At 63.5% G+C, this 21,533-nt stretch carries 23 protein-coding genes; 14 read left to right on the top strand and 9 right to left on the bottom strand.

Going from position 1 to position 21,533, the window contains the following annotated elements:
• The first annotated feature begins 9 nt into the window (after positions 1-9).
• The gene (locus tag C9427_RS19700) at positions 10-909 is read left to right on the top strand and encodes a DMT family transporter (protein ID WP_107650787.1); all 900 of its coding nucleotides are present in this window, start codon (positions 10-12) and stop codon (positions 907-909) included.
• On the opposite strand, the gene C9427_RS19695 is transcribed toward C9427_RS19700, so the two are convergent.
• Complete coding sequence (locus C9427_RS19695; RefSeq protein ID WP_097573733.1) at positions 879-1,730, bottom strand: YihY/virulence factor BrkB family protein; 852 nt, start codon at positions 1,728-1,730, stop codon at positions 879-881. The genes C9427_RS19700 and C9427_RS19695 overlap by 31 nt on opposite strands.
• A 56-nt stretch (positions 1,731-1,786) precedes the next feature.
• Between C9427_RS19695 and C9427_RS19690 the strand changes: the two genes are divergently transcribed.
• The 7 genes from C9427_RS19690 (at position 1,787) to C9427_RS19660 (ending at position 7,271) form a co-directional block, all read left to right on the top strand.
• The gene (locus tag C9427_RS19690; protein WP_107650777.1) at positions 1,787-2,653 is read left to right on the top strand and encodes an SDR family oxidoreductase; all 867 of its coding nucleotides are present in this window, start codon (positions 1,787-1,789) and stop codon (positions 2,651-2,653) included.
• Positions 2,654-2,676: 23 nt separating this feature from the next.
• The gene (locus tag C9427_RS19685) at positions 2,677-2,868 is read left to right on the top strand and encodes a twin transmembrane helix small protein (protein WP_097573703.1); all 192 of its coding nucleotides are present in this window, start codon (positions 2,677-2,679) and stop codon (positions 2,866-2,868) included.
• A 28-nt stretch (positions 2,869-2,896) separates the two neighbouring features.
• Positions 2,897-3,478, top strand: a complete 582-nt coding sequence (locus C9427_RS19680) for a cob(I)yrinic acid a,c-diamide adenosyltransferase (protein WP_107650776.1) — start codon at positions 2,897-2,899, stop codon at positions 3,476-3,478.
• A gap of 26 nt (positions 3,479-3,504) precedes the next feature.
• On the top strand, positions 3,505-4,302 hold the full coding sequence (locus C9427_RS19675) for a rhomboid family intramembrane serine protease (RefSeq protein ID WP_107650775.1): 798 nt from the start codon (positions 3,505-3,507) through the stop codon (positions 4,300-4,302).
• Positions 4,303-4,574: 272 nt separating this feature from the next.
• Positions 4,575-5,324 carry an electron transfer flavoprotein subunit beta/FixA family protein gene (locus C9427_RS19670; protein WP_107650774.1) on the top strand — a complete coding sequence of 250 codons (750 nt, stop codon included), beginning with the start codon at positions 4,575-4,577 and terminating at the stop codon, positions 5,322-5,324.
• A 20-nt stretch (positions 5,325-5,344) separates the two neighbouring features.
• Positions 5,345-6,274 carry an electron transfer flavoprotein subunit alpha/FixB family protein gene (locus C9427_RS19665; protein WP_107650773.1) on the top strand — a complete coding sequence of 310 codons (930 nt, stop codon included), beginning with the start codon at positions 5,345-5,347 and terminating at the stop codon, positions 6,272-6,274.
• Positions 6,275-6,392: 118 nt separating this feature from the next.
• Complete coding sequence (locus C9427_RS19660; RefSeq protein ID WP_107650772.1) at positions 6,393-7,271, top strand: 3-hydroxybutyryl-CoA dehydrogenase; 879 nt, start codon at positions 6,393-6,395, stop codon at positions 7,269-7,271.
• 123 nt (positions 7,272-7,394) lie between these two features.
• On the opposite strand, the gene C9427_RS19655 is transcribed toward C9427_RS19660, so the two are convergent.
• Both C9427_RS19655 and C9427_RS19650 read right to left on the bottom strand, forming a co-directional pair.
• Positions 7,395-8,033 (bottom strand): NrsF family protein, encoded by a 639-nt coding sequence (locus C9427_RS19655; protein ID WP_107650771.1) that lies wholly within the window; start codon positions 8,031-8,033, stop codon positions 7,395-7,397.
• A gap of 1 nt (position 8,034) precedes the next feature.
• Positions 8,035-8,571, bottom strand: coding sequence for a sigma-70 family RNA polymerase sigma factor (locus C9427_RS19650; RefSeq protein ID WP_107650770.1), 537 nt, complete (start codon positions 8,569-8,571; stop codon positions 8,035-8,037).
• Between the two features lie 203 nt (positions 8,572-8,774).
• On the opposite strand from C9427_RS19650, the gene C9427_RS19645 reads away from it, so the two are divergent.
• From C9427_RS19645 to C9427_RS19635, 3 genes are all read left to right on the top strand, one after another.
• On the top strand, positions 8,775-9,779 hold the full coding sequence (locus tag C9427_RS19645; RefSeq protein ID WP_107650769.1) for an iron ABC transporter substrate-binding protein: 1,005 nt from the start codon (positions 8,775-8,777) through the stop codon (positions 9,777-9,779).
• A gap of 188 nt (positions 9,780-9,967) precedes the next feature.
• Entirely contained in the window at positions 9,968-11,542 is a 1,575-nt protein-coding gene (locus tag C9427_RS19640; RefSeq protein WP_167434408.1) for an ABC transporter permease, read from the top strand.
• Positions 11,539-12,621: an ABC transporter ATP-binding protein gene (locus C9427_RS19635; RefSeq protein ID WP_107650768.1), complete on the top strand. Its 1,083-nt coding sequence runs from the start codon at positions 11,539-11,541 to the stop codon at positions 12,619-12,621. The genes C9427_RS19640 and C9427_RS19635 overlap by 4 nt, the downstream gene beginning before the upstream one ends.
• A gap of 6 nt (positions 12,622-12,627) precedes the next feature.
• Here C9427_RS19635 and C9427_RS19630 read toward each other — a convergent pair whose 3' ends face one another.
• The 6 genes from C9427_RS19630 to tlpA form a co-directional block, all read right to left on the bottom strand.
• Entirely contained in the window at positions 12,628-13,431 is an 804-nt protein-coding gene (locus tag C9427_RS19630; RefSeq protein ID WP_107650767.1) for a phosphodiesterase, read from the bottom strand.
• An 80-nt stretch (positions 13,432-13,511) separates the two neighbouring features.
• A complete protein-coding gene (gene ugpC / locus C9427_RS19625; RefSeq protein WP_107650766.1) occupies positions 13,512-14,612 on the bottom strand; it encodes a sn-glycerol-3-phosphate ABC transporter ATP-binding protein UgpC in 1,101 nt (366 codons plus the stop codon).
• 19 nt (positions 14,613-14,631) lie between these two features.
• The gene (locus C9427_RS19620) at positions 14,632-15,546 is read right to left on the bottom strand and encodes an ABC transporter permease subunit (RefSeq protein ID WP_107650765.1); all 915 of its coding nucleotides are present in this window, start codon (positions 15,544-15,546) and stop codon (positions 14,632-14,634) included.
• 7 nt (positions 15,547-15,553) lie between these two features.
• Entirely contained in the window at positions 15,554-16,438 is an 885-nt protein-coding gene (locus C9427_RS19615; RefSeq protein ID WP_107650764.1) for a carbohydrate ABC transporter permease, read from the bottom strand.
• A gap of 75 nt (positions 16,439-16,513) precedes the next feature.
• Complete coding sequence (locus tag C9427_RS19610; RefSeq protein ID WP_107650763.1) at positions 16,514-17,866, bottom strand: extracellular solute-binding protein; 1,353 nt, start codon at positions 17,864-17,866, stop codon at positions 16,514-16,516.
• Between the two features lie 366 nt (positions 17,867-18,232).
• A complete protein-coding gene (tlpA, locus tag C9427_RS19605; protein ID WP_107650762.1) occupies positions 18,233-18,913 on the bottom strand; it encodes a thiol:disulfide interchange protein TlpA in 681 nt (226 codons plus the stop codon).
• Positions 18,914-18,949: 36 nt separating this feature from the next.
• Between tlpA and argH the strand changes: the two genes are divergently transcribed.
• From argH to C9427_RS19590, 3 genes are all read left to right on the top strand, one after another.
• Positions 18,950-20,350 (top strand): argininosuccinate lyase, encoded by a 1,401-nt coding sequence (gene argH / locus C9427_RS19600; protein WP_107650761.1) that lies wholly within the window; start codon positions 18,950-18,952, stop codon positions 20,348-20,350.
• Positions 20,351-20,419: 69 nt separating this feature from the next.
• Complete coding sequence (locus tag C9427_RS19595; protein WP_107650760.1) at positions 20,420-20,626, top strand: lipoprotein; 207 nt, start codon at positions 20,420-20,422, stop codon at positions 20,624-20,626.
• A gap of 131 nt (positions 20,627-20,757) precedes the next feature.
• On the top strand, positions 20,758-21,533 hold a 776-nt coding region (locus tag C9427_RS19590; RefSeq protein WP_146172560.1), incomplete at its 3' end, for a diaminopimelate decarboxylase family protein.

Raw genomic sequence — 21,533 nt, 5'->3', positions numbered from 1 at the left:
CCCCCGGAAATGCACAGCATCAAGCGGTTTATCCCCGCCACCTTCGTCGTCCTGTGGGCGACAGGCTTCATCGGTGCGCGCTACGCCATGCCATGGGCGGAACCCTTCACCTTTCTCGCCGCACGCTTCGTCCTGGCAGCCATCCTGCTGGTTGCCTTGATGGCGGCACTTGGTTCGAAGCGCGCGAGCCGTACGGAGGCACTGCACGCCACCGGCGCCGGCATCCTGATGCATGGCGTCTATCTCGGCGGCGTGTTCTGGGCGATCCACAGGGGCATGCCCGCCGGGCTGTCGGCCTTGATCGTCGGCCTGCAGCCGCTGATCACCGCCGTGCTCGCCGGCAAGTTCCTTGGCGAGGCCATCTTGCCGCGCCATTGGCTCGGTCTCGGCATCGGCCTGGTCGGGGTGATCATTGTGTTGTGGCCGAAGCTTGGCGCGATTGGCGGCGGAGTAACGCCTGAAACATTGGCCGCCTCGCTGGTCTCGGTGCTTGGCATGAGCGCCGGCACGATCTGGCAGAAGCGCTTTGCCTCCGGCGGCGACCTCGTCGCGGCCACCATGTGGCAATATGTCGGTGGCGCCTCGCTGATGCTGCTGGCCTCGCTGGCCTTCGAGACGCGCACGGTCACCGTCAATGGCGAGCTGATCTTTGCCATGGCATGGCTGGTGCTGGTGCTGTCGATCGGCGCCATCTTCCTTTTGATGCTGATGATCCGCGACGGCGAGATGTCGAAAGTCGCCTCGCTGTTCTACCTGGTTCCGGCCGTCACCGCGCTCATGGCCTGGGCGCTGTTCGGCGAGCATCTGAACCTTGTCCAGATCGTCGGCATGGCGATCACGACCTTCGGCGTCGGGCTGGCCACCGCCAGGCCAACCGCTCAGCCGACCCGGGCGCGCGCCTCGAGATAGCGGCTGATCGCGGCGTTGAGTTCGCCACCCAGGATGAAGATCGCCGAGACGATATAGAGGAAGACGACGGCGATCATGATGGAGGCAAGGCCGGCATAGGTCGTCACATAGGACGAGAAATGGTCGAGATAGGTGGCGAAGATGGTTGAGCCGATCAGCCATGCGGCCAGTGTGAAGAGGATGCCCGGCACGATCGAGACGAAGCGGCGCTTGCCCGCCGGCAGCCAGAAATGCACCGCGAACAGCCCGCCGACGATGACGGCGGAAGCGATGACGTAACGCCACAGCGTGATCGTTCCCATATAGGGCTTTATCCATTCGAAATTGGCCTCGGCCAGCCGCGCCAGCAAGGGCGCGAAGACCAGGAGCACGCTGATCGCCAGGAACCCTGCCGTGGCGATCAGCACGAAGGCGATGCTCTGCACCCGGCGGTAGATGATGCCGCGCGTTTCGGAGACGCGGTAGGCGCGGTTGAGTGAGGTGCGCAGCGCCTCGATGCCGTTGGAGGCGAAGAAAGCGGCGAGCACGACGCCATAGGTCAACAGATCGGTGCGCCGGACGGTAAGCACGTTGAGCACCTCGCGCGCGATCGGCTTGGCGATCTGCTCCGGCCAGGTGTCGAAGACGATATGCACAGCCGTGTCGGCGAAAGCCTGCGCGCCGAAAAAACTGGCCAGCGTCGTGGCGAAGATCAGGAACGGAAACAGCGCCATAAGCGCCGTGATCGCCAGATGGCTGGCCATCGCCCAGCCATCGTCGGTGTTGAAATGGCCAAGCGCGTCATAGAGCACGCGGCGCAGGGCGACAATCTTCCGCAACAAGAACCACACCCCCTCGATTGTCTCGACGCCGCGAATATGGGAAGGGATTGCGGCAAATGGCAACCCTTGGTCGAACCACGAACTCCACAGCGGAAGAGTTGCGCACCATCATCGTCACCGGCGCCTCTTCCGGGATAGGCGCTTATTGCGCCCGGGCGCTGAAGGCGGACGGCTGGCGGGTGTTCGCGACCGCACGCAAGCCTGAAGACATTGCCGCCCTCGACGCCGACGGCATCGAGGCCTTCTATCTCGACTACCGCGAAGCCGGGTCCATCGAAGCCCTGGTGGCGTCGGTGCTCGAGCGCACCGGCGGACAGCTCGATGCCCTGTTCAACAATGGCGCCTATGGACAGCCTGGCGCCGTCGAGGACCTGCCGGTTGCAGCGCTCAGGGAGCAATTCGAGGCCAATGTCTTCGGCTGGCACGACCTCACGCGCCGTGTCATGCCGGTGATGCGCCGCCAGGGCCATGGCCGTCTCGTTCATTGCTCCTCGATCCTCGGCCTGACGCCGGTTCCCTTCCGGGGAGCCTATGCGGCATCCAAGCACGCCATCGAAGGGTTGATGCTGTGCATGCATCAGGAGTTGCAGGGCAGCGGCATCCATGTCTCGCTGATCGAGCCGGGGCCAGTGACATCGAAGATCGCCAGCAATGGCCTTGTGTGGTTCCTGAAGAACATCGACTATGAGAATTCCGTCCACCGCCTCGCCTACAAGGCGCAACTGGAGCGGCTGCGGGCCGGCGGCAGCACGTCGCGCCTGAAGCCCGGTCCGGAAGTGGTTTATGTGGCCTTGCGCCATGCGCTTCTGTCGCGGCGCCCTCGCCCGCACTATGTGGTAACAGTGCCGGCCAGAATCGGCGTCATCCTCAAACGCATCCTGCCGGCAGCGATGCTCTACCGCCTGCTTGCCAAACGCGCCTGAACGCAATCGAACTGGAACTCCACATGGCAACCGTCTTCAATGTCCTCGCCGTTCTCGTCATGGTCGCCGTGGTGATCGTGCTGGTTCGCGGCCTCATCAATATGATGCGCGGCGGCGATGGCGTGACCTCCAACAAGCTGATGCAGGCGCGCGTTCTGTTGCAGTTCGTGGCATTGGTGCTGATCATGCTGGCCGTCTGGTTCACCCGCAAATAAGGCGACCAGCGAGTTCGGGAGGCAGAGCGTGGTCAAGCTCAACAAGATCTACACCCGTACCGGCGACGACGGCACCACCGGCCTCGGCACCGGCGAACGGCGGCTGAAATCCGATCTGCGTGTCGATGCCTATGGTACCGTCGACGAGGCCAACGCCTGCATCGGCATGGCCCGCCTCCATACCGCAACGACGCATCCATCGATCGATGCCATGCTTTCCCGCATCCAGAACGACCTTTTCGACCTCGGCGCCGATCTGGCGGTGCCCGATGACGGCAAACCCCTCGATTATGAGCCGCTGCGCATCACGGCTGTTCAGACCGACCGTGTCGAAAAGGACATCGATCTTCTCAACAAGGATCTTGAGCCGCTCAAATCCTTCGTGCTCAACGGCGGCACGCCGGCCGCAGCCGCCCTTCACCTCGCCCGCACGGTGGCGCGGCGTGCCGAGCGCATCATGGTGGCGCTGGCCCAGAATCCGCGTGAGCACGTCAACCGCGAGGCAATCAAGTACATAAACCGTGTCTCGGACTTTCTGTTCGTCGCCGCGAGGGCGGTGAATGACAACGGAAATGCCGACGTGTTATGGGTTCCCGGCAAGAACCGCTGAATTTCGCCGGAGGCGGGAGGGGCTCGATGTTTATCCCGCTCTATGACACCAACAAGCTGCGGCACATCAAGCTGCAATATGTGACGATCGGCCTGATCGCGCTCAACACGCTCATCTACTTCGCCACGGCGCTCGGTGGCGAGCAATTCTCGAACGCCGCGGTGCTCGGTCTCGGCTTCATTCCGTCCGTCGTTCACAACAAAGTGGAACTGTCACCCGAGTTTGTCGTCATCCCCGAGAGCCTGAGCTACCTGACCTATTCCTTCCTGCATGCCGATATTTTCCACCTCGGCGGCAACATGCTGTTTTTGTGGGTGTTCGGCGACAATGTCGAGGACGCGCTCGGCCATATTCGCTACCTCATCTTCTACCTCCTTTGCGCCGTCGGAGGTGCCTTCTTCCAGGGCCTGGTCGCGTGGGACTCGCAGGTGCCGCTGATCGGCGCCTCGGGCGCCATCGCCGGCGTGGTCGCAGCCTACCTGATCCTCTATCCCAGGGTGAAAGTCTGGGTGCTGGCCTTTGCCCGTATTCCATTGCGGATCCCGGCCTTCATCCCGCTCATCTTGTGGATCCTCTTCCAGATCGTGATGTTCGCCGCCGGTGGCGAGGACCAGATTTCCTGGGCCTGCCATGTCGGCGGCATCATCGCCGGGGCCATGCTGGTGCTGATCTTGCGCAGACGCGGCGTGCCGCTGCTCGCCGCCGCGGACGAGGCGCCCGCGCCGGCGACCGATCCGGCGATCATTGCTCCCGAGCCTGCCGCCAGCGCGGTGCCGGCGGCGCAGCCGGCGCCGCGCTGGGGCCGTGCGTCGGCTCCGGACTGAACCGATTTGAGTGGCTAGAGCATGATCCCGAAAAGTTGCAGACTTTTCGGACAAGACCATGCGAAAAAACAAAGACCTAGAGCAGGATGACTGGTTCGACTTCAACTCATCCTGCTCTAGCGCATATTGACGTGCAGGTTTGCCGCAACTACGGAAGCGCAATTGTCAGGCGTTTGGAGAACAGAATTCCGTCCCGAATGTCGGCTTTCGACAACTCTGCGCAGGCGCAGGCTGTTATAGCGCGCAATTATCTCTAGAGAGGTGACAGGCAAATGAAGATCCTTGTGCCCGTGAAGCGGGTTGTGGATGCGAATGTAAAGGTTCGCGTCAAGGCTGACGGTTCGGCGGTGGAGCTGGCCAATGTCAAGATGGCGATGAACCCGTTCGACGAGATCGCGGTCGAAGAAGCGATCCGGCTGAAGGAAGCCGGCAAGGCCGAAGAGATCATCGTTGTCTCGATCGGGCCGCAGCAGGCGCAGGAGACACTACGCACCGCACTCGCCATGGGCGCCGACCGCGCCATCCTGGTCAAGACCGACGAGCAGACCGAGCCGCTCGGCGTCGCCAAGGTGCTGAAGGGCGTCGTCGAAGCGGAACAGCCCGGCCTCGTCATCCTTGGCAAGCAGGCGATCGACGATGACTCGAACCAGACAGGCCAGATGCTGGCCGCACTGCTCGGCTGGGCTCAAGGGACATTCGCCTCCAAGGTCGTGCTCGATGGCGACAAGGCCAAGGTGACGCGCGAGGTCGATGGCGGACTGCAGACGGTGGAATTGAAGATGCCGGCGATCATCACCGCCGACCTGCGCCTCAACCAGCCGCGCTATGCCTCGCTGCCCAACATCATGAAGGCCAAGAAGAAGCCGCTCGACGAAAAAACGCCCGCCGACTACGGCGCCGATGTCAAGCCGCGGCTGAAGGTGATCAAGACCGAGGAGCCGAGTGGCCGCAAGGCCGGCGTCAAGGTCAAGAGCGTCGCCGAACTGGTCGACAAGCTGAAGAACGAAGCCGGCGTGCTCTGAGATCGGAAGGAACAGATAAAATGGCAATTCTCCTCATCGCCGAACACGACAATGCAACGCTTTCCGACCAGACCGCCAAGGCGCTGTCGGCAGCGCTTCAGATCGGTTCGGACGTGCATGTGCTGGTGGCCGGCAAGGGCGCCAAGCCAGCAGCGGACGCCGCCGCCAAGCTCAAGGGCGTCAGCAAGGTGCTGCTCGCCGACGCTGACGAACTCACCGAGCGCCTCGCCGAGCCGATGGCGGCGCTGGTTGTTTCCCTCGCTGGCTCCTATGACACCATCATCGCGCCGGCGACCTCGTCGGGCAAGAATGTCGCGCCGCGCGTGGCCGCACTGCTCGACGTCGCGCAGGTGTCCGAGATCATCGAAGTGGTCTCGCCCGACACCTTCAAACGGCCGATCTATGCCGGCAACGCCATCCAGACGGTGCAGACGAGCGACGCCAAGAAGGTGATCACAGTGCGTACTGCCTCCTTCCAGGCAGCGCCCGAAGGCGGCTCGGCCGCGGTCGAGACCGTGAAGGCAGCAAGCAATCCCGGCCTGTCTTCCTTTGTCGAGAACAAGCTGTCGGAGACCGACCGTCCGGAACTGACCTCGGCCAAGATCATCATCTCGGGCGGCCGCGCGCTGGGTTCCTCGGAGAAATTCCAAGAGGTTATCCTGCCGGTCGCCGACAAGCTCGGTGCCGCCGTCGGCGCTTCCCGCGCCGCGGTCGACGCCGGCTATGCCCCAAACGACTGGCAGGTCGGCCAGACCGGCAAGGTCGTCGCTCCCGATCTCTACATCGCCGTCGGCATATCCGGCGCCATCCAGCACCTTGCCGGCATGAAGGACTCCAAGGTCATCGTCGCCATCAACAAGGACGAGGAGGCACCGATTTTCCAGGTTGCCGACTACGGCCTCGTCGGCGATCTCTTCGTCATTCTGCCGGAACTGCAAAAGGCGCTTTGACGCATTCTGCCAAAGCGTATTAAATTGTGAAGGGTGGGGTAGACGAAGCTGCCCCGCCCTTTTAGTTTGCACCGCACAAAAAGCAGGTCGCAAAGGCCTTTTCGACGGGATCGGTGTAATGAGCAAGATCGAGACGATCGGCATCATCGGCGCAGGCCAGATGGGCGGCGGCATAGCGCATGTGTCCGCGCTTTCAGGCTACAAGGTGCTGATCTACGATATTTCGCCCGACCGCATCGAAAAGGGCATCGCCACCGTCAGCGGCAACATGGCCCGCCAGGTTGGTTCCGGCAAACTGGAAGAGAAGCTGCGCAACGACGCCATGGCGCGCATTTCGGCAGCGCCCACCATGGCCGACCTTGCCGGCGCCGATCTGGTGATCGAAGCGGCGACCGAGGACGAGACGGTCAAGCGCAAGATCTATGCCCAGCTCTGTCCCCAGCTCAATCCCGAAGCTATCCTGGCGACGAACACCTCGTCGATCTCCATCACGCGTCTCGCCGCCCAGACCGACAGGCCTGAGCGTTTCATCGGCATCCATTTCATGAATCCGGTTCCGGTGATGAAGCTGGTCGAGCTGGTGCGCGGCATCGCCACCGAGGACCAGACCTTCGAGGCGGCCAAGGCCTATGTGAAGCAGCTCGACAAGACCATCACCGTCTCCGAGGATTTTCCGGCCTTCATCGTCAACCGCATCCTGCTGCCGATGATCAACGAGGCGATCTACACGCTCTACGAAGGTGTCGGCTCGGTCGACGCCATCGACACCGCCATGAAGCTCGGCGCCAACCATCCGATGGGGCCGCTGCAGCTTGCCGATTTCATCGGGCTGGACACCTGCCTATCGATCATGCAGGTGCTGCATGACGGCTTGTCGGATTCGAAATACCGCCCCTGCCCGCTGCTGGTGAAATATGTCGAGGCCGGCTGGCTCGGCCGCAAGACCGGGCGCGGCTTCTACGATTATCGCGGCGAGCATCCCGTTCCGACCCGCTAGAGCGTCCATTTGGGCGCACAAGCACGCGCTTCTTTGTATACGAGTATCCAGCGTCATGCGTTCCAGAAATCGAATTCGATTCTGGTCAAAGCGCGTTTTCTTGTTCTGATTGCGCGACTGTCGCTACCAGCGCACGAAAAGCCGCCCGCCGAGCGCGCCGAGCGCGGCAAGGGCGGTGATCGCGATCGAGTACCAGGTGGCGACGAAAAGCGGCGAATCGTCGAAGCAATGCGCCGCATAGAAAGTCGCGGCCAGCCCGCCGGCGAGCAGGCCCGCGACCGCGCCGGCAAGCACCGGCCGCGTCGGCGCGCCGTAGCGCAGCATCCATAGGAAGATGGCGAGCGGGCCGATGCCGATCAGCGGGATGAACGTCATGCAGACCATCATGTTGGTGCCGACCAGCCGCGTGCCCCAATCGGCCTCGGGCACGGCGAAAAGCTCCAGAACCACCGCAACCAGCACAAGCAGCGGCGCAGCGACCATCCATGCCGCCGCCCTGCCGGTCGACGCGCCGGGGGTAGACAGCCCGCGGATCAGGGCAAAGGCGGTGGCGGCAAGCACGATGGTAAAGACGAACTTCGAAAGAAAACGCATCGTGTGCATGGCAATCATGATGTCGAGACGTGGACCGATGGTGAGCCAGAAAACCGCCGCGGCTACCACCGCTGCGGCAGCCGTGGCCAGCCACCAGGCCGAGCGCAGCGGCATCGCCTTGCTGCCGGCGTCAGCGTCCAATGCCTTGATGAGATCCTCGGTCCTCATGTCACCCGGCTCCGAACCGCTTGGCTATTGCGGCAAGCCCGCGGTGCAGCGACACCCGCACGGCCGTCTCGCTGATACCGAACTTCGCTGCCGTCTCGCCGATGGAGCGGCCTTCGACCGACACTGATGAAACCACGGAACGCTGCGCCGGCGGCAGGCCGTCCAGGGCCCGGTTGATGTCGCGCTCGCTGACCGTCTCGCCCTCCGGTTCGGCAAATGTCTCTGCGATCTCGTCGATCTCGATCTCGATGCGCCGCCCGCGCCGCCGGAAGGCATCGATCAGCTTGAAACGCGCGATCGCGTAGACCCATGGCAAGACCGGCGCATCCTGGCGCCAGGTATGCCGTTTCACATGAATGGCCAGCAAGGTTTCCTGCACGACGTCCTCGGGGTCGACCCCGCCCTTTACGATCTTGCGCCTGACAAAGCCGCGAACGAGAGCGGCCGTCCGGTGCAGAAAGTCGGCATAGGCCCTTTCATCTCCTCCTATCGCAGCTCGCAATAGCCGGGAGAGTTCGGCTTCGTCCTTGCCGGTCACAAGAGTTCACTCCCCGATGTTCGCGCCTCGGCGCTGATTTGTTACGTGGCCGGCGAAATAATGTCCAAGCCAAAGTAGGGAGCGTCACGAAAGTTTGCAGCCGGCGACCGATTGAAGCAGCCTCTCAATGTTGACTATGATATTCAGGTATTGCTAGGTGCAGCTGTGCCAATTCAGGGACCATCGAGAGCGAGGACGACGCCATGAAATCTGCCCTTTCCACCCTTGCCGGCGCCGCGCTGGCAATCGGCCTGATCATAGGCCCGGCCGTGGCCGAGGAAGACGGCATCGTCGTCTATAACGCCCAGCATGAGAGCCTTGCCAAGGAATGGGCCGAGGGCTTCACCAAGGAAACCGGCATCAAGGTCACGCTACGCAATGGCGGCGACAGCGACTTCTCCAACCAGATCGTCGCCGAAGGGGCTGCCTCGCCGGCCGACGTGTTCCTGACCGAAAATTCCCCGGCCATGGCTCTGGTCGAGGCATCGGGCCTGTTCGCGCCCGTCGATGCCGACACGCTGGCGCAGGTTCCCCAGGAATACCAGCCGACCACCGGCAAATGGGTCGGCGTTGCCGCGCGCAGCACCGTCTTTGCCTACAACAAGACCAAGCTCAGCGCCGACCAGTTGCCCAAGTCGCTGCTCGATCTTGCCGATCCGAGCTGGAAGGGCCGCTGGGCCGCCTCCCCCTCCGGCGCCGACTTCCAGGCGATCGTCAGCGCGCTCTTGCAGCTCAAGGGCGAAGCCGCCACGACCGACTGGCTGAAGGCGATGAAAGAGAATTTCACCGCCTACAAGGGCAATGGCACGGTGATGAAGGCGGTCAATGCCGGCGAGATCGAAGGCGGCGTGATCTATCACTATTACTATTTCGGCGATCAGGCCAAGACCGGCGAGAACAGCAAGAACGTCGCGCTGCACTATTTCAAGAACCAGGACCCGGGCGCTTTCGTCTCGATTTCGGGCGGTGGCGTGCTCGCCTCCAGCAAACACCCGAAGGAAGCCCAGGCGTTCCTGAAATGGGTGACCGGCAAGGGCGGCCAGGAGGTGTTGAAGACCGGCACTTCCTATGAGTACGCTGTCGGCAAGGGCGCGGAGTCCAATCCGAAGCTGGTGCCGCTGGCCGATCTGCAAGCGCCGAAGGTCGATCCGGCGACGTTGAATTCCAAGAAGGTGACCGATCTGATGACGGCAGCCGGCTTGCTTTAGCCGGCATTCGTCCTAAAAGGGCAACCGACTGCGCTCCTGCGGGAATTCGCTTTCCGCGGGAGCGCTCTGTTTTTCGAGGTGGCATTCGTCCCCATGACGACCAGCATGACGGCAGACTGCATTTCCGGCTGCGTTCGCGGTTCCTTCAGCCGTTGCCGCCGGCGGGCGGCGGCATGGCGTCCGGCCTGATGCAGTCGGCGGCCGATCTTGCCCGCCCAGGCCTGGCTGCCGGCCGGTCGGCCCGGCTTCGGTCCTCATCCTGGATCTTGCTCGCCGCAATCCTCGTCTCGCTGTTTGCGCTGCTGCCGCTTGCCTTCATCTTATGGGTCGCGGTGCAGACCGGCTGGGAAACCGTATCGGCGCTGGTCTTCCGGCCGCGTGTTGGCGAGCTTCTGGTCAACACCGTGCTTTTGGTGGTGCTGGCCGTTCCGATCTCGATCGTGCTTTCGGTGGCGCTGGCCTGGCTGACCGAACGCTCGGACCTGCCCGGCGCCCGCCTCTGGGCCTGGCTCTCGGTGGCGCCGCTCGCAATTCCAGCCTTCGTCCACTCCTATGCGTGGATCACCCTGGTGCCTGGACTGCACGGCCTGTGGGCCGGCGTTCTGGTTTCGGTCATCGCCTATTTCCCGTTCCTCTATCTGCCGGTGGCGGCGGCGCTGCGCCGGCTCGACCCTGCCCTCGAAGACGCCGCCGCGGCGCTCGGTCTCGGTCCGTGGCGCGTGTTCGCCCGCGTGGTGCTGCCGCAACTCAGGCTTGCCATCTGCGGCGGTTCGCTGCTGGTTGGCCTGCATCTGCTTGCCGAATACGGCCTCTACGTCTTCATCCGCTTCGACACCTTCACCACGGCGATCGTCGACCAGTTCCAGTCGACCTTCAACGGTCCCGCCGCCAATATGCTGGCCGCCGTACTGGTGACCTGCTGCTTCGTGCTGCTGGGGCTGGAAGTGCTTGTGCGCGGCGAGGAGCGCTATGCCCGCGTCGGTTCTGGCGCCGCACGCCAGCAGCAGCGCACTGGGCTCGGCCGCGCCACGCTCCCTTGCCTGGCTCTGCCTGCCGTCACCGCGCTGCTGGCGCTAGGCGTGCCGTTTATCACCATCGGCCGCTGGCTGATCGCCGGCGGCGCCGATGTCTGGCGCCTCGACGAGATCGGCCTGGCGCTCGGCCAGACCCTGTTCCTGGCGCTCGCCGGCGCCTTGCTTGCCACCGTCGCCGCCATGCCGATGGCCTGGATCTCGATCCGTGCGCCGGGACCGCTGCAGCGTCTCTTGGAGGGCTGCAACTACATCGTCGGCTCCCTGCCCGGCGTCGTCGTGGCGCTGGCGCTGGTCACCATCACCGTGCGCATCGCCCTGCCGCTCTACCAGACCCTGCTCACCATCCTCGTCGCCTATGCGCTGATGTTCCTGCCGCGCGCCCTGATCAGCCTCAGGGCGTCGATCGCGCAGGCGCCGGTCGAGCTCGAACGCGCCGCCTCCAGCCTCGGCCGGCCGCCGCTCAAGGCGCTGTGGTCGACGACGATCCGCCTGTCGGCGCCGGGCGCGGCGGCGGGCATGGCGCTGGTGGCGCTCGGCATCATGAACGAACTGACCGCCACGCAGATGCTGGCGCCGAACGGCACCCGCACGCTGGCGATGGCGTTCTGGTCCTACAGCGGCGAAATCGACTATGCGGCCGCCGCACCCTATGCCTTCATCATGGTGGCGATGTCGCTGCCGCTGACCTGGCTGCTCTATGTCCAGTCGAAGCGAATGGCCGGACGATGAGCTTTCTCGAACTCACCGATGTGCACAAGCGCTACGGCCCGGTAGCGGCACTGGCCGGCGTTGACCTCAGCGTGGCGAGCGGCAGCCGCACGGCGATCGTCGGGCCGTCCGGCTGCGGCAAGACGACCTTGCTCCGCCTGATCGCCGGCTTCGAAGCGCCAGACCGGGGCCGCATCGTGCTCGACGGCGAGGTGCTGGCCAATGGTGGCGCTGCCGTGCCGGCGTATCGCCGCGGCATCGGCGTGGTGGCGCAGGACGGCGCCCTGTTTCCGCATCTGAGCATCGCCGACAATATCGGCTTCGGCATGGCGCGCGGCGAGGACAAGCGCAGCGAACGCATCGTCGAACTCGCCTATATCGTCGGGCTGGACAAGGCGATCCTGAAGCGACGGCCGCACGAGCTCTCCGGCGGTCAGCAGCAGCGCGTGGCGCTGGCCCGCGCCATGGCGATGAAGCCTCGGCTGATGCTGCTCGACGAGCCGTTCTCGGCGCTTGACACCGGCCTGCGCGCCTCGATGCGCAAGGCGGTCGCCGAGCTTCTGGAGGCGGCCGGCATCACCACCATCCTGGTCACCCACGACCAGGCCGAAGCGCTGTCCTTCGCCAGCCAGGTCGCGGTGATGCGCGACGGCCTGTTCTCGCAGGTCGGCACACCGCGCGAGCTCTATCTCCAGCCGAAAGACCGCATGATTGCCGAATTCCTTGGCGACGCCATCATCCTGCCGGCGAAGATCGCCGATGGCTTCGCCAGCTCGCCGCTCGGCCGCATCGCCGTCGACACCAGGGAACGGCGCGACGTCGCCCGCATCATGCTGCGGCCGGAACAGGTGCTGTTGAAACGAACGTCGCGCGAAGGCATGTCGGGCACGCCGGAGATGCTGTTCGGCGAGGTGACGGAATCCGAATTCGCCGGCTCCATGTGCACTATCGCGGTGCGGCTGCTGAACAGTCCCGATCCGCCCGACGCCGCCGCGATCGGCAACACGCCGTTGATCCTGCGCAAGCCAGGCATGGACACGCCTGTCGTCGGCGAGATCGTGCGGCTGACCGTGTCCGGCAAGGCGCATGTATTCGCCTGAACGGCCTTATTGCACCCTTTCGCCCGTCGCCGGTGAATAGAGCGGCCAGCGCTCGAGGAAATCGCAATTGTGCACGACGACCCGGCGCGCGGCAGCGTCGATGAGGATGATCGCGTATGCGGGTGGCGCCTGCTCGACCAATTCCTCCCCGACCAGATCGAGCATGAAGCGGGCATGCAAGCCGCGTTGCGCGGTGAACGGGATGCCGGCGACCGTGCCGGCGATGTCGCGATGGACATGGCCGAAGAAGATGTGGCCGACATTGCCGTGGCGCTCGAGCAGGTCGACAAATCGCCGGGGCTGTTCGAGCCCGAGCGGGTCGAGGATGGGCAGGCCGAGCTCGACCGGCGGATGATGCAGGAAGATGTAGGCCTGCCGGCCCGCCGCCTCGCCGAGCCGCGCGTCGAGCCAGGCCAGCCGCCTGTCGCAGAGCTCGCCGGTGACGCGGCCTTCGGCCAGGCTGTCGAGGAACAGCAGCGATGCCTCGGGCGTCTCGAAGACCGATTGCACGAAGCCGCTGTCGTCGATGGGGTTCTCGGGAAATGCGGCGATGAGATTGGCGCGCCTGTCGTGATTTCCCGGCAGCAGCCGGTAAGGCACCGAAAGCCTGACCAGGGCCGATTTGAGATCGGCATAGCTCTCGGCCGCGCCGGCCTCGGTCAGATCGCCACTGAAGACGCAAAGCGCGGCGTCGGCGTGACGCGTATTGATGTGATCGATGCAGCGATCGAGCCGCTCGTGCAGGTCGGCACCGTACCGGATTTCGCCCCGCCGTCCGAGATGGACGTCCGTGACCTGGATGATTTTCATTGCACGACCTTTGTTCGACCCGACTGGACATTGCTTTGCCGGCCGCCCGAAGCGGACGCCAGCGCATTAGCGGATGGTGCTCAATGTGCAGGAACCGGCACCGACGCTTTGAAGACATCGAGGCGGGCGCCCGTCTCCGACGAGAAGAAATGCATGTCTTCGGGCGAGATCTTCAGGCCGACTGTCTCGCCGGGCGCCGGATGGACGGTCTCGGACGTCACCACCGAAAACGCCGCGCCGTCGAGATCGACATAGATGACCCTGCCCGCGCCCAGTTCCTCGACGAGATCGACGGTGGCATTGAGCACGCCCTGCGAGCCGGGCGCCACCAGGCGCACGGCTTCAGGCCGGATGCCCATCGCGACCTTGGCGCCGACCGGCAGGCCGACCCGCGGAATGGTCAGCCGCCGGCTGCCGCCAAGCAGCGAGAGGCCGTCGAGTTCGACGACGCCCTCGAGGATGTTCATTGCCGGCGCACCGACGAAGGTCGCCACGAAGCGGCTGGCCGGGCGCTTGTAGATTTCGCCTGGCGTGCCGACCTGTTCGACGCGGCCGCCATTCATCACCACCAGCCGGTCGGCGAGCGTCATTGCCTCGACCTGGTCGTGCGTGACGAACACCGATGTCGCGTTGAGCCGGCGGTGCAGCTTGCGGATTTCGGAACGCATCTGCACGCGCAGCTTGGCGTCGAGGTTGGAGAGCGGCTCGTCGAACAGAAACACCTTCGGTTCGCGGATCATGGCGCGCCCCATGGCGACGCGCTGGCGCTGGCCGCCCGACAGCGCCGCCGGCTTGCGGTCAAGCATCGGCTCGAGCTCGAGGATGCGGGCCACGGCCTGGATGCGCAGCGTGCGCTCGGCGGCGGGCACGCCCGCCACCTTCAGCGAATAGCCGATATTCTGGGCGACGCTCATATGCGGGTAGAGCGCGTAGTTCTGGAACACCATGGCGCAGCCGCGCTCGCGCGGTTCCAGCCGGTTGACCACGGTGCCGTCGATGGCGATCGTGCCGCCGGAAATCTCTTCCAGCCCGGCGATCATCCTGAGCAGCGTGGACTTGCCGCATCCGGAAGGCCCGAGAATGACGACGAAGTCGCCCGACGCGATATCGAGATCGACACCATGCACGACCTGCGACCTGGCATAGCTTTTCGTGACATCGCGAATGGTGATGGAGGCCATCAGACGTCTCCTTGTGAAGTCATTTCTCGGTGGCGATCAGGCCGCGCACGAACCAGCGCTGCATTGCCACCACGACGATGAGCGGCGGCAGCATGACGATGAGCGTGCCGGCCATGGCGATGTTCCATTCCGGAATGCCGCCGACATTGGGAATGAGCTGCTTGAGTTCGGTGACCGCTGTCGCATGGGACTGGTCGGTGGTGACCAGCAGCGGCCACAGATACTGGTTCCACGCCCACAGGAACATGATGGTTCCAAGCGCGGCCATGTTGGTGCGCGACAGCGGCAGCAGGATGTCGATGAAGAAGCGCAACGCGCCGGCGCCGTCCATGCGCGCCGCCTCGGTCAGTTCGTCCGGGATCGTGAGGAAGAACTGCCGGTAAAGGAAGGTGCCGGTGGCGGTGGCGATCAGCGGCAGGATAAGCCCCGAATACGAGTTGAGCAGCCCCAGGTTCAACGCAACCTGAACACCCGAGACCCTTTCGATGAGCCAGCTCAACCCGGTCACGTCGAGGATCGTCTGGTAGGGCGACAGCACGTTGGCCACCACCGCATAGGTCGGCACGATACGCACCTCCAGCGGCAGCATCAGCGTGACGAAGATCAGCCAGAAGATGAAGGTGCGGCCGGGGTAGCGGAAATAGACGATCGAGAAGGCGGTCAGCGCCGAGATCATCACCTTCCCCGCCGCCACGCCCGCAGCCATGATGAAGCTGTTGAGCAGCTTGGGGCCGAGATTGGCCGTCGTCCATGCCGTCTTGATGTTCACCCAGAAGTCGCCGCCCGGCAGCAACGACATCGGCACGTCGTTGACGTCCTTCAGATTGTGCGAGGCGGCGATGGCGACGATCACGAACGGCGCCACGGCCAGCACGAAGCCGATGAACAGGACGAGATGCGTGATGAAATTGAGGATCGGCGTGCGTTCTACCATGGCCGCCTCACCGGTAATGCACGCGCCGCTCGATGAAGCGGAACTGGAAGATGGTGAGCACGATGATGAGCAGCATCAAAATGATGCTCTGCGCGGCGGCGCCCGAGTAATCCAGGCCTTTGAAACCGTCCGAATAGATCTTGTAGACCATCAGATTGGTGGCGTTCGCCGGCCCGCCTGATGTCATGATGTCGACGATGCCGAAGGAATCCTGGAAGCTCTCGGTGATGTTGATGACCAGCAGGAAGAAGATGGTCGGCGTGATCAGCGGGAACTGGATGTCGAAGAAGCGCCTGACGACGCCGGATCCGTCCATCGCCGCCGCCTCGATCAGCGAACGCGGAATGGCCTGGAACGCGGCAAGGAAGAAGATGAAGTTGTAGCCGACATATTTCCAGGAAAAGGCAGCGATAATGGAGGCCATGGCATCGACGCCGTCGAGGCCGGGATCCCAGAACCCCGGCCACATCCGGTTGACCACGGCCATGAAGCCGGCCTCGGGCGCCAGAATGAAGCGGAAGGCGAGCGCCAGCGCCGGTGCGGCAATGCCATAGGGCCAGATGAGCACCACCCGGTAGAAGCGCGAGCCGGCAAGCTGCCGGTCGGTAAGCGCGGCGAGCACCAGCGCGATGAACATTGCCAGCCCGGTGCTGATCCCGGCAAAGACAAGGCTGGCGGTGATCGAATTCCAGTAGTCGGCGCTGGACAGGATCGACTTGAAATTGTCGAGCCCGACCCAGATATTGCCGCCGCCCCAGGGCTGTTGCAGCGTCAGCGACCAATAGACCGCCTGGCCGGCCGGCCAATAGAAGAACGTGAAGATCAGCAGGAGCTGTGGCACAGCGAAAAGGATGCCGACCGTCCATTTGCTGAAGGTAACGCGTTTTTCCATCGACCCGGCTATTTTCTGGATATGAAACGGCCACCCGTCGATTGTCGGCGGGCGGCCTTATGTTAAGCCTGCCGGTCAGGGCAGCGTCTTGTTCGGATAGGTCTGCTGGAAACGATCGAGGATGGCGTCGCCATTCTTGACCAGCGTGTCGATGCCGTCCTGGACGCTGACCTTGTTGGCGAAGATCGCCTGCATCTGCGTGCCGAACTCGGCGCGGATCTGGGTGAAATTGCCGAGACGGATGCCGCGGGTGATCTCGGTCGGCTCGGACGCCGTCAGGCTGGCGATTGCGACCTCACGGCCCTTGTAGGGCGCCTTGTCGTAGAAGCCATTCGCCTTCATGTAGTCGAAGCCCGACTTGGTCACCGGGATGTAGCCGGTGTTGGTCGACCAGAACAAGGCGGTCTTCGGATCCTGGATGAAGTTCAGGAACGCGGCAGCGCCCTTGTATTCCGCATCCGACTTGCCGGAAAGAACCCAGAGCGAAGCGCCACCGACCAGCGAATTCTTGCGCTCGGTGCCGGCATAGGTCGGCAGTTCGGCGACATCCCAGTTCAAGCCTTCCTTCTTGGTCTTGGTGACCGTACCATGGTCGCCGACCGAGGACAGGATGACCTCGCAGGTGCCGGAGGCGAAGGCCTGGACCATGTCCTGGCCGAGATCCTTGGATTTGATCTTGATGAGGCCTTCGTCATACCACTTCTTGAGGTCGCCGACATATTGGACGAACTTGGTCTTGTTGACTTCAAGGCGAGCGTCGAGGCCGTCATAGCCGTTATTCTCGGTTGCGATGGGCTGGTTGTGGATGGCGGAGAACTGCTCCATCAACTGCCAGCTTTCATTGCCTGAGATGTTGATCGCCATCGGGCACTCGTAGCCGGCGTCCTTGAGCGCCTTGAGGTCGGCGCCGACGTCTTCCCAGGTCTTCGGCGCCTCGGTCTTGCCGATCTTGGCGAAGGCGTCCTTGTTCCAGTACATCAACGCGGTCGACGAGTTGAACGGGAACGACAGCATCTCGCCCTTCGAAGTCGCGTAGTAGCGCGCGATGCCGGGGAAATAGTCGCTGTAGTCGACCTTGTAGCCGTTCTCTTCCATCAGTTTGTCGGCAGGCTTGTAGGCGCCCGAGAGCATCATGGTGGCGGTGCCGACATCATAGACCTGGACGACGGTGGGCTGCTTGCCGGCACGGAATGCCGCGATCGTGTTCTGCAGCGTGGCGTCGTAATTGCCCTGGCTGGTGCAGACGACTTCATACTCCTTCTGCGATTCGTTGAAGTTCTTGCACAAGGTCTGGACGACGCGCTCGAGGTCGCCCGAAAGACCGAACCAGAAATCGAACTTGGTCGGCGCGGCGATCGCGGGCAGCGCCAACGAAACGCTGATTGTGCCGGCGGCAAGAGCCGCCAGACCGTGTTTGATCATCGACATGAACTCATTCCCTGTTGAGTGGCTTGGCCCTGTGAGTGGCTTGGTGCAGGATCGTTGCGCAGGTCCCTGACCGTCTCTTAGAGAAAGTATGTGACAGTTCTGTTGGTGCCTTTCTTGCACCTGTGGACAGGCGATCTCCTTGCCCGCGACATGAAATGAAACCGTCATGCGTGCCGTCTAGCTGAGGACAGCGCTGCTCGTGATCCGACACCGGTCGGACGTATCGAATCGTTCTTCACGCGGGGGGCTTATCGCCACCGACCCCGCGGTTATTCCGGCAGTCCGGCCCGACCCGACGGAAACCCGAATTCCGATCACGAGGCGCTTGTGGTGACCGTTCGCGTTGTGTGACGCGAGGGTCCTGGCTTAGTTTGTCAGTGCCGTCTCGACCAGCCGCTTGGCGTCCGGGCTCGACCATTCGGCCGGGCCGTTCATATGAGCGATCAGGCAGCCTTCGCCATCGACCAGCATGGTGACGGGAAGACCGAGCGCCAGGCCGCGCGTCTTGAGATCGTTGAACAGCGCCATGGTCGAATCCCGATAATAGCCGAGGGTTTCGACGCCGATGTCCCTGAGGAACTTCTTCGGCTTGGCATCGTCTCCGGCATCGACATTGACGGCGACGACCTGGAAGGCGTCGCTGCCCTTGTCCTTCTGCAGCGCATCGAGCGCCGGCATTTCGGCGCGGCAAGGCGCGCACCATGTCGCCCACAGATTGAGCAGCACCGTCTTGCCGGCGTGATCGGCGAGCGTCATCGGCTTGCCGTCGGGGCCATTGAAGGCGAGATTTTTCAGCGATTGCGGCGGGTCAGCCGGCAAAAGAGCCGCGACCTGGCCGGTGGCGGCCGCGGCGACCTTCTTGGCGCGGTCGGCCTTGGCGGCGCAGGCGACATCGTCCTTGCCGTCGCCGGCAGCCACTTGAGCAGGGGCGTTGTTGCCAGAACCGCTCTCGCTGACATATACCGCGACCGCGCCCGCCAGCACGCCCGCCACCAGGGCGGCGAGGATGAGGCGCGGGGCCGGGAAGAATTTATTGCCGTCTGCCATGTCTTAAAAACTGCTCCGGAACAACGGGTTATAGCGATGAGCGACAAGAAGGCCAGCAACCAGATGTGGGGCGGACGTTTTGCCTCGGGTCCGGCCGCGATCATGGAAGCGATCAACGCGTCGATCTCGTTCGACCGCAAACTCTACGCGCAAGACATCAGAGGTTCGATCGCCCATAGCGAGATGTTGGCTGAAACGGGCATTATTTCGGCAGCCGATCAAGAAAAAATCGCTCACGGGCTGAACACGATCCTGACAGAGATCGAAGCCGGCACGTTCGAGTTCTCGACCCGGCTGGAAGACATCCACATGAATGTCGAGGCCCGCCTTGCCGAACTGATCGGCCCGGCAGCCGGCCGCCTGCACACCGCCCGCTCGCGCAACGACCAGGTGGCGGTCGACCTGCGGCTCTGGGTCAAGGATGAGTGCTTGCGCGTCGCCGAGGCGCTGAAGGGACTGATCGCGGCCTTTCTGGAGCGGGCCGAGGAGCATGCGGCAACGGTCATGCCGGGTTTCACCCACATGCAGGCGGCGCAGCCAGTCACCTTCGGCCATCACTGCATGGCCTATGTCGAGATGTTTTCGCGCGATTTGTCACGTGTTCGCGATGCCATCGAGCGGATGGACGAAAGCCCGCTCGGCGCCGCAGCCCTTGCCGGCACCAGCTTCCCCATCGACCGGCACAAGACGGCGAAGGATCTCGGCTTCCGCGAGCCGATGCGCAATTCTCTGGACAGCGTTTCGGACCGCGATTTCGCACTGGAATTCTTGGGCGTCGCGGCGATCTGCGCCACGCATCTGTCGCGGCTGGCCGAAGAGATCATCATCTGGTCGACGCCGCAATTCGGCTTCGTCAGGCTGTCGGACTCATTTTCCACCGGCTCCTCGATCATGCCGCAGAAGAAGAACCCCGACGCCGCCGAACTGGTGCGCGGCAAGACCGGCCGCGTCACCGGCCATCTGGTCGGCCTGCTGACCGTCATGAAGGGCATGCCGCTGACCTATGGCAAGGACATGCAGGAGGACAAGGAATCCGTTTTCGACGCCGCCGAGACGCTCGACCTGATGCTGGCGGCGATGACCGGCATGGTGCGCGACATGACGGTCAACGCCGCCGCCATGAAAAAGGCGGCGGGCGCCGGCTATTCGACGGCCACCGATCTTGCCGACTGGCTGGTGCGGGCCCTCGGCCTGCCGTTCCGCGAGGCGCATCACGTCACCGGCCGCGCCGTAGCACTAGCCGAGGAGAAAAAGGTTGGGCTCGACAGGCTTTCCCTCCAGGATCTGCAATCCGTTCATCCTGACATCACGGCTGATATCTTTTCGGTGCTTGCCGTGCAGAATTCGGTGAAGAGCCGCGTGAGCTTCGGGGGCACCGCGCCGTCGGAGGTGCGCAAGCAGATACGCTATTGGAAAAAGCGGCTCGCCAAGGCCTGAGCCAGGGTGCAATGCGCTAAAAACTCGGCTAAAAGCGGCGGCACGCAAAAGTTTCGGACGGATGGATCGATGACCGGAAGCAGGATTTTGGTGACGTTGACGCTGCTGGCGGCGATCGCGACCGTTACGGCCTGCGGCAGGAAAGCCGGCCTCGACACGCCCTATGAGGCTGCCGTGCAGGCCCGCAAGGACGCCGAAAAGGCCAAGCAGCCGCTCCCGCCGGAGCCGGAAAAACCGGTCGAGGACAAGAAGTTCATTCTCGACCCGCTGCTCTAGCGTGATCCCGAACCGAAGGTCAGCGAAGCAAAAAGTTGCAGACTTTTCGGACAAGATCACGCGAAAAAACAAGATCTAGAGCCGATGAGATCACCTGATCTCATTGTGCTCCAACTTCCGGAACCATTCTCGTGAACCATTTCGACTACCGCGACGGCGTGCTGCATGCCGAGGACGTCGCCATTTCAGATATCGCGGCCAGCGTCGGCACGCCTTTCTACTGCTATTCGACGGCGACGCTGACCAGGCACTTTCGCGTCTTCGCTGACGCCTTTGCCGGGCTCGACGCGCTGGTCTGCTATGCCATGAAGGCGAATTCCAACCAGGCGGTGCTGAAAACGCTGGCCAGGCTTGGCGCCGGCGCCGATGTGGTCTCGGAGGGCGAATTGCGCCGCGCGCTCGCCGCCGGCATTCCGGCCAACAAGATCCTGTTTTCGGGGGTCGGCAAGACCGCGCGTGAAATGGACTTTGCGCTCTCGGCCGGCATCCTCTGCTTCAACGTCGAATCCGAACCGGAGCTTGAACTGCTGTCGGCCCGGGCCACTGCACTCGGCAAGGTCGCGCCGGTCTCGCTGCGCATCAATCCGGATGTCGATGCCAGGACGCACAGGAAGATATCCACCGGCAAGGCCGAAAACAAGTTCGGCATTCCCTGGCAAAAGGCGCGCCAGGTCTACGCCCGCGCGGCCGAGCTGCCGGGCATCAAGGTCACCGGCATCGACACCCATATCGGCAGCCAGATCACCGAGTTGCAGCCCTTCGACGACGCCTTCGCGTTGCTGGTAGATCTGGTCGGCACGCTGCGCGCCGACGGCCATGTCATCGAACACATCGATCTCGGCGGCGGCCTCGGCATTCCCTACCGCATCGACAACAGCCCGCCGCCGCTCCCGGACGCCTATGCCGA

It is taken from the genome of Mesorhizobium helmanticense, from assembly GCF_003034915.1.
GTDB lineage: Bacteria > Pseudomonadota > Alphaproteobacteria > Rhizobiales > Rhizobiaceae > Mesorhizobium > Mesorhizobium helmanticense.
Note: the sequence above shows the minus strand (reverse complement) of the source record. Positions and strands in the feature narration are given on the sequence as shown.

Coding starts and splice junctions, on each gene's coding strand:
- C9427_RS19645 (WP_107650769.1), top strand. CDS start 8,775: ATGAAATCTGCCCTTTCCACCCTTGCCGGCGCCGCGCTGGCAATCGGC.
- C9427_RS19595 (WP_107650760.1), top strand. CDS start 20,420: ATGACCGGAAGCAGGATTTTGGTGACGTTGACGCTGCTGGCGGCGATC.
- C9427_RS19610 (WP_107650763.1), bottom strand. CDS start 17,866: ATGTCGATGATCAAACACGGTCTGGCGGCTCTTGCCGCCGGCACAATC.
- C9427_RS19620 (WP_107650765.1), bottom strand. CDS start 15,546: ATGGTAGAACGCACGCCGATCCTCAATTTCATCACGCATCTCGTCCTG.
- C9427_RS19665 (WP_107650773.1), top strand. CDS start 5,345: ATGGCAATTCTCCTCATCGCCGAACACGACAATGCAACGCTTTCCGAC.
- C9427_RS19615 (WP_107650764.1), bottom strand. CDS start 16,438: ATGGAAAAACGCGTTACCTTCAGCAAATGGACGGTCGGCATCCTTTTC.
- C9427_RS19675 (WP_107650775.1), top strand. CDS start 3,505: ATGTTTATCCCGCTCTATGACACCAACAAGCTGCGGCACATCAAGCTG.
- C9427_RS19660 (WP_107650772.1), top strand. CDS start 6,393: ATGAGCAAGATCGAGACGATCGGCATCATCGGCGCAGGCCAGATGGGC.
- C9427_RS19685 (WP_097573703.1), top strand. CDS start 2,677: ATGGCAACCGTCTTCAATGTCCTCGCCGTTCTCGTCATGGTCGCCGTG.
- C9427_RS19655 (WP_107650771.1), bottom strand. CDS start 8,033: ATGAGGACCGAGGATCTCATCAAGGCATTGGACGCTGACGCCGGCAGC.
- argH (WP_107650761.1), top strand. CDS start 18,950: ATGAGCGACAAGAAGGCCAGCAACCAGATGTGGGGCGGACGTTTTGCC.
- C9427_RS19640 (WP_167434408.1), top strand. CDS start 9,968: ATGCAGTCGGCGGCCGATCTTGCCCGCCCAGGCCTGGCTGCCGGCCGG.
- tlpA (WP_107650762.1), bottom strand. CDS start 18,913: ATGGCAGACGGCAATAAATTCTTCCCGGCCCCGCGCCTCATCCTCGCC.
- ugpC (WP_107650766.1), bottom strand. CDS start 14,612: ATGGCCTCCATCACCATTCGCGATGTCACGAAAAGCTATGCCAGGTCG.
- C9427_RS19670 (WP_107650774.1), top strand. CDS start 4,575: ATGAAGATCCTTGTGCCCGTGAAGCGGGTTGTGGATGCGAATGTAAAG.
- C9427_RS19690 (WP_107650777.1), top strand. CDS start 1,787: ATGGCAACCCTTGGTCGAACCACGAACTCCACAGCGGAAGAGTTGCGC.
- C9427_RS19700 (WP_107650787.1), top strand. CDS start 10: ATGCACAGCATCAAGCGGTTTATCCCCGCCACCTTCGTCGTCCTGTGG.
- C9427_RS19635 (WP_107650768.1), top strand. CDS start 11,539: ATGAGCTTTCTCGAACTCACCGATGTGCACAAGCGCTACGGCCCGGTA.
- C9427_RS19630 (WP_107650767.1), bottom strand. CDS start 13,431: ATGAAAATCATCCAGGTCACGGACGTCCATCTCGGACGGCGGGGCGAA.